Source organism: Pseudoalteromonas sp. P80D2, from assembly GCF_036680945.1.
Lineage (GTDB): Bacteria > Pseudomonadota > Gammaproteobacteria > Enterobacterales > Alteromonadaceae > Pseudoalteromonas > Pseudoalteromonas shioyasakiensis.
In genome coordinates this window covers 1-6,904 of the sequence record NZ_JAZDAR010000025.1, presented here as the reverse complement: position 1 = coordinate 6,904, position 6,904 = coordinate 1, and the positions used below count along the sequence as shown (strand labels likewise).

3 protein-coding genes are annotated in these 6,904 nt (G+C 34.6%); all 3 read left to right on the top strand.

Annotated elements, in window-relative coordinates; genetic code table 11:
- Positions 1-893 precede the first annotated feature (893 nt).
- A complete protein-coding gene (locus VRK28_RS04805) occupies positions 894-1,202 on the top strand; it encodes a hypothetical protein (RefSeq protein ID WP_332393602.1) in 309 nt (102 codons plus the stop codon).
- Between the two features lie 73 nt (positions 1,203-1,275).
- Positions 1,276-3,210, top strand: a complete 1,935-nt coding sequence (locus tag VRK28_RS04800) for an ATP-binding protein (RefSeq protein ID WP_332393601.1) — start codon at positions 1,276-1,278, stop codon at positions 3,208-3,210.
- 334 nt (positions 3,211-3,544) lie between these two features.
- Entirely contained in the window at positions 3,545-6,811 is a 3,267-nt protein-coding gene (locus VRK28_RS04795; protein ID WP_332393600.1) for a P-loop NTPase fold protein, read from the top strand.
- Positions 6,812-6,904: the final 93 nt, after the last annotated feature.

Below are 6,904 nucleotides of genomic sequence, written 5' to 3'. Positions count from 1 at the left end.
CCATCTCCGTTATTTTTAGTTATTAACTTGCAAAACGGGGCGTACCATACATTCTGTCCATTGACGAGTTATAAATATAACCCGCCTTTTTCCTGCAATGAATTGGGTTTTAAAGAGGAACAACAAAGAATCACTAAAACCTAGGTTTGCTTTTATCAAAAATTAGGTCGAGATGATATTAACTTAAAATAATTTCGGTCTAAGTTAATCACCTGGTTTGTGATCATGTCGCTTTAACGGCTTATGCTTATCTGGAGTGTTAGTACGTTGTCTTTTATCTGGTGTTCCATCTTTATTTTCTCTTTTCGGTCCTGGTTTAATGAACATATGTATATCCTTTGTAGTGTTTTAAGTTGTTTATTCATCTTTATACTAAAATATAGACCTAAAAATTAAAAAGCAGAAAAAATTTATTAGTAAGGGGCGGAGAGTTAATTATTTGTGCTCATCATTGGCTTGTATTTAATTTTATCGAATGTGGTAGTTTCTGCCTTCATGAGGTGGAGTTTAACCATCATAGAAATTCTATTTTATGATATTTAGAAAAGATTGATATGTTTGCATTGGGGGCATTAGCCTCAAGTTATTACCTATATTTTTCAAACCCGAACTATCCTAATTTGAGCAAATAATTTAGAGCGTTTTCCATCTAGGTGCATTAAACATAACTGCCTTTGCCCCGATACGTGTTTAGGAGAGTTTCTAAAAAAGAGTGAGCTTGGCCGTTCACAATTGCCTTTCTATTTTGTCAAATTATATTGCTACATAGTCAGGAAAGCGACCCAAACGCTCGTTTTTCCTGAGACAAATGCTAGAACCACTAATTTTAGTTGTATTGGCAATTAGTTAAGAAGTTTGTTACAAATAAGTCATTCAGAAAAGTGAACGGCGCTGTGTTAGAAAAAGATCAAAATAGTGCTGAAACTATGATTCTGGAAAGATTGGATCTTCGAAAATCAGAACGACGTTTTGTTCCGTTGGAATCCGGCATAATGGCTACAATAGGAGCTTTTTTGTTTATCGTTGGTTTTTGGAATTGGTTTAAAATTATTTATCCAATTGAAAATGTTATTCGGCAAGAACAGCTTACACAATTAAAAATCCAACTTGGCGGCATCAAGGCTTTCAGGGCGCACATAACAAGTCACTCAAAAGGACAACTAACAGTTGGTTTTTGCTCCTTCGTTGCTTGTTTTAACTAACTATTATTTGCCTCTTAGTGAGGCGATAACTTGCATCGATTAGTAACGGTGCACCTCTATCTAGGGATGGAAAATGACTTACTCAGTTACTTATGAAGAAGGCTTCTTAATAAGAGAAATAGGAGCAATTGGGACAAAACCTGACATTGCAATTACTGAATTAATTGCAAATGCTCACGATGCTGGTGCTTCAAAAGTTTCCATAATGATCCCCGCTGATTATGATCAATACATTACAGTTGAAGACAATGGAGTTGGTCTTTCTAATAGTGAATTCGAGCAACGCTGGTTAAAACTGAGGTATGATAGAAGAAGACACCAAGGCTCTTTTGTCGAAATCCCAAATGACAATGACATAGTTGGAAAGCGATTAGCTTTTGGTCGGAATGGCGTTGGGCGTCATGCAGGGTTATGCTTCGATGACTCATATTTTGTAGAAACATGGAAAGACGGTAAATCTAATTTATATGAGTTAGCATTATCTGATGGGTCCCAACCAATTGAAGTCGTGGATTCAACAAGTTATCAAAAAGTTGGGCATGGTACAAAAATTAAAGTTCTGGTTAAAAGAAACTTAATATCAGAACAGGAATTATCAGAAATAATATCTGCGAGGTTTTTATTTAACCCCGAATTTAAGGTTGAAATAAATGGAAAGCAAATCTGCTTATCGGAACACCCTGGGATAGTTAAAACTCAAGAAATTAATCCAATTGGCAATATAAAAATCAAGCTTACGTTAGTGGACTCATCAGCAGTATCTAGAACATCCAATCAACATGGCGTTGCTTTTTGGCTTGGGGGCCGTTTACTTGGCAGCCCATCTTGGTCAATACAAGGAAATCAAATTTTAGATGGTCGAAAGTCGTTTGCTAAACGCTATACACTGATCGCTGAGTCTGATGGTCTATTCGATTATATTGAAGCTGATTGGTCTGGCTTTAAATCTGACTTCGCTTCTTTGGGTGTATTAACTGACGCAATTGGAGTATTCGTAAAAGCTTGTTATTTGGAGCTATCTAAGAGCGAAATAGACAGAGCTAAGAGAGAAGTAATTAACATTCATAAATCAGAGATTAAAGAACTCTCTCACTTAGCACGAAAAGAGCTGTATGATTTTATCGATCAAATCTTAGCTGAAAACCCCGATATTAAGCCAGAATTATTAGAACTAGCATTAAGAGCGGCAATTAACTTGGAAAAATCTAGAGCTGGCGTTGCTCTTTTGCATAAGCTAACAACGATCTCTAGCGAAGATATAGAGGCTGTAGACTCCCTATTGCAAGAATGGTGTGTGTCTGATGCTATGAGTATTCTGTCTGAAATAGATTCACGAATAAAAGTTATTGAGGCAATCGAAAGGTTGAGTAGTGACCATTCTGTTGATGAGCTTCATACATTACATCCTCTGATAGAAAAAGCTCGATGGGTTTTTGGTCCCGAGTTTGATACTCCCGAGTACTCCAGTAATAAAGGCCTGATAAAAACAATGGATACAGTCTTTAAAAAGAAACATAAAAAGAGAAACTTTTTAAATTCAGCTAAAAGACCAGACATAGTAGTTGGTGAAAACTCCTCGTTGAGTGCATTAGGCTTAGAGCAATTTGACGAAGAAATAAAGAAAACAAAAAAGGTTTTACTAATTGAACTTAAAAAAGGTGGTTTTGAGATTGGTAGAGAGGAAATGACCCAAGCAAAATACTATGTAGATGATATATGGCATGCGGGAGTTGGTTCATCAAGACCGTATATAAAAGCCTATGTTGTTGGTGATACCATTGATAATTTTACTGGAAAGTTCGAGAGTGTTGGTTCGGATAAAGAAAATCAATACGGTGAAGTTCATGCCTTAACATATAGCGAGATGGTCAGGACTGCTGAAGCGAGGCTTTTCTCTCTAAAAGAAAAAATCGAGAGTCGTTATAGCGGCTTAGAGCAAGATAAACTTTTAAATGAATTACTTGCAACACCAGAGCAAAATAGCCTCGACCTAGTAATCGGTGAGTAATACAAGCTAACAAGACATTGCAGTGCGGGGCTTTTAACAGTTTGCTTTTCTCACCGCATTCATTATTTTAGCCAACGATTAAAAGCTACTGAATGGGGTGTTACTGAATATATCCCCTAACTCCCCTATACTCCAAAACAAGTTAGTTTAACACTCTAAATAATTAGTCAAAATCACTATGCCACTACAATTTATACTAATACTCCCATATTCAGTAATATTTCAGCTTTACTACAAGTTAAATGACATGTGGCTCTACCCGTGCTAGCTTATTCAGAGCTGTTTTTTGTATAAAAATATGATTAATTCACAAACTCTTAGGTTATATCATCATATGGATAATGAAAAAATTAATAACAACTACAATTTTCTTATAGAGAAGCCCTCTAAAAAAGATTTGTTTGATAGTGGTAGCCATAGTAGGACAGCTAGTGCTGTTTTTAGATCTTTGAAAGATGATAACGGTATCAATGTTGTTGGTGTTGAAGGAAATTTAGGATCGGGTAAAAGTACTGTGCTAGAACTCATTAAAGATATGAGTTGCGAAGAGCAATACGAGTTCGTTGAATTTGATGTCGAGAAGTTTCAGCACGGTGCAACTAAAAAAGCTTTAATAGAGAAACTTTATTTGGCTGTAGAAGGGGCTATCTCCTCAAAAGAAGGTAAGGCTAAAGTTGAAAAGGCTAAAAATGTTGCTTTAGGTAATCATTTTGAATATACGTCCAACATTAAAAGCAATATTAATATTTGGATCATTTGGTTTACGATTTCTTTATTAGTGGGTATAAGACTATTGCCAGACGCTTTAACAGGGCTTGGTAATTTTCTTATTTTTATACTTCAAATAATTATAGATAATTATGAAGTTGCAAATGAGAACTTTAGCTTCAGTGGTTTATCCTTACTTTCCGTAATCTTGGTTTGGTTTCCTTGGCATATTGTAAGATGTGCGCAAAAACGAAAAAAGATTCTTTGGCTTTTTGGAAAGCCACCAACAACTGGTGATATTTTTAAAAGAAATAGTAATGACAGTATTTCAGAAACTATTGAAATTAATAAAGAAGTAGGTGCCTATGAGTTACAGCAAGCATTGGAGTCCTTTGTTTTTGAGATCCCAGACGAAAAACGATTTATTTTAGTTCTGGATAACTTGGACCGTGTTACTAAAGAAAAATTGAGAGAAGTGTGGAGTGATATTGAAGTATTTACTTCTATAGCCCAAACTAAAATACAATTATTAATTCCTTATTCAATTACACATGTTGCATCTTCATTATCCTCGGATGAAACCGAAGGAATGGAGTTTATCTCAAAAAGAATCCCAATATCATTTAGGGTTGCTCCAATACTATCAGCAGATTGGAAAAGCAGTTGTTCTGATATGATTGCAGAGACAGGAATTACCGTTAAAAATGAAGAGTTAAAAGGAATTCTGAAGCTCATAGATCTATGGACTTATGCTTTTAATACCCAAGTCACCCCTCGTTATATGAAGAAGCTGATAAATTCAGTAGTTAGTATTTTAGCAACACATAGTGAAGGCATTAGTGTAATAACAGCATTTTATTATCAGTTATCAGTTCAAAACTCTGGCGTATCTTCAACTGAAGTGTTGGCCTCAGAATCAAAAAATGAAGTCTTTCAAGAGAAACTAAAAGAAAGTAAGAAAATAATTGAGCGTATCATTGATTTCGAATTGTGGTCTAAAGAACTAGTCTCAATACATTATTTGTCTAGTTATAATGTTGCTGAAAGCGAGATACTTACTAGCCCACTAAGAAGAGCATTAGATAATACGAATATAGAACCATTCATGGCTAAACAAAGTATTTATGCTTACGACAAAATACTATTAGATTTAATAGATGACGCGGGAACTGATAAATTTATTTCATTGATGTTATTGATGAAAGAGGAAGAAAATGAAAAGTACGAAGCTTGGGTTGATAAGTGGTATCCTCACATAAACTCCGCGATTGAAAAGGATACTATGGATATCGAGGATATCGATACATTAGTTTCCTCAACTCAAAAGTTGATAAATTTAGATGTTAAAGTGAGTACTTCTAGAATTGAACGTTATTATAATTCAATTAATGAAACACCTAGTAAAGCTCTTAAGCTCGACGACATAAACGAAACCCTTGCAGTACTTTACGGGTGTTCACAGCTTTTAGAAGACATTCCAGATGCAGTTAAAGTTTTTAACGCAAACATGTTCATTGAATATTTGTGGCCTAATCGAGAAAAATTTCCAAACTGGAATATAGGTGTTAGTGAACTGGTAGAAAAGGATATTCAGAGTTTATTCTCTGTCGCTAGCAAGGCAGAGGAAATAGACAAAGAATTGTTAGAAGCAATCTCAAGTCGTTTTAGATTAGGATGGCTTGATGGGGAGGTTAGATTGAGCGGCCTTTATTCATCAATGCCTACTGTTGACTCCTTTAATGATGGAACAAGCATATTAGAATCAAATTTATACAATAAAGCATGGTATGACACGGATCAATTCAATTACTATCATCAAGGGCTTTCTAAGATTGAAAAGAAAAACCAAGCTAAGTGGTTAGCCCAAGCGTTATCAAATATGATCTACCATAATACTCCACATTACATTGGTAACTATAAACCTTATATTGAACTTAATGATGAGTTTCACAAAGAATTGGCAAATTGTTTTGTCGTTTCCTGTGATTTCAACATGCTCTTAACCGCGTTAGAACATCAAGAGTTAAAAGAGTATGTGTTCAAGGCTATAAGTCAACTAATTGTTAATAAACGTGTATTCAAACTTAATATTGAAAATGTTATTACCAGATATGACACCCTAAAAACGATTAATACTATGTCGTACGAGATAGTCAACTTTCTCGAGTCGTGGATTCATCGCTATAAATTTACTTTAAATAAATTAGAGAAAGTTAATGAATCTTTCTTGAATGATGTTATGAATATTGAAATATCTAACTCTTGGCGAGATAAGTTTTTAGAGTTAATTGATAATGGCGGAAATGCGGATGTTGATTGGTGGATGAAACAAATTCAAGAACCAAGTAATACAATTAGATTAATAGTAGAGGAATGGTACTCTAAAAATAATAAATCATTTATTAAATGTGCGTCATTAAACGATTCGCTTAAACAGTTTTTTTCTGAGTTGTCTAATAACAATATGGAGAGCTTCTCTAATAAAACTTGGGTAAATAGTTTAATTTCTATAATGCCTAATTCATCTAGTTCTGCTTTGTCTAGGGTATTGAATAAATTAATTGGTATGCCCAGTACTTCATTTAAAGAGGCAGAATGTATCGTAGCAAACTGTGATATTTATGTAGCACTAAAAAAATCGCTGACCAGTGAAGTTACCTTAGCCTTGTTTGAAAATATCGTAACTAACCAGCAAATAGCAACGTGGTTTGATCTACAACAAATAGATTTTGAAAACTGGGATCAAGACACAGTGACAGCTTTCGTCACTGAAATTATTAGATTAGAAGAGGATGGTTTGTGTTTCGAGAAGTTAAATGAAATTGATCGAATTAGAAAAACTAAACAAGATTTGCTAAAAAAAGATACTGAAGAAGAAACAGAAATAACATAATTTAAAACCCTAATTAACTGAGCCGACCTTCGGCTCTAACTCATTAATTAGATGGTACGCCCCACCCATTAGCTAAACTCATAGTGTTGGCTA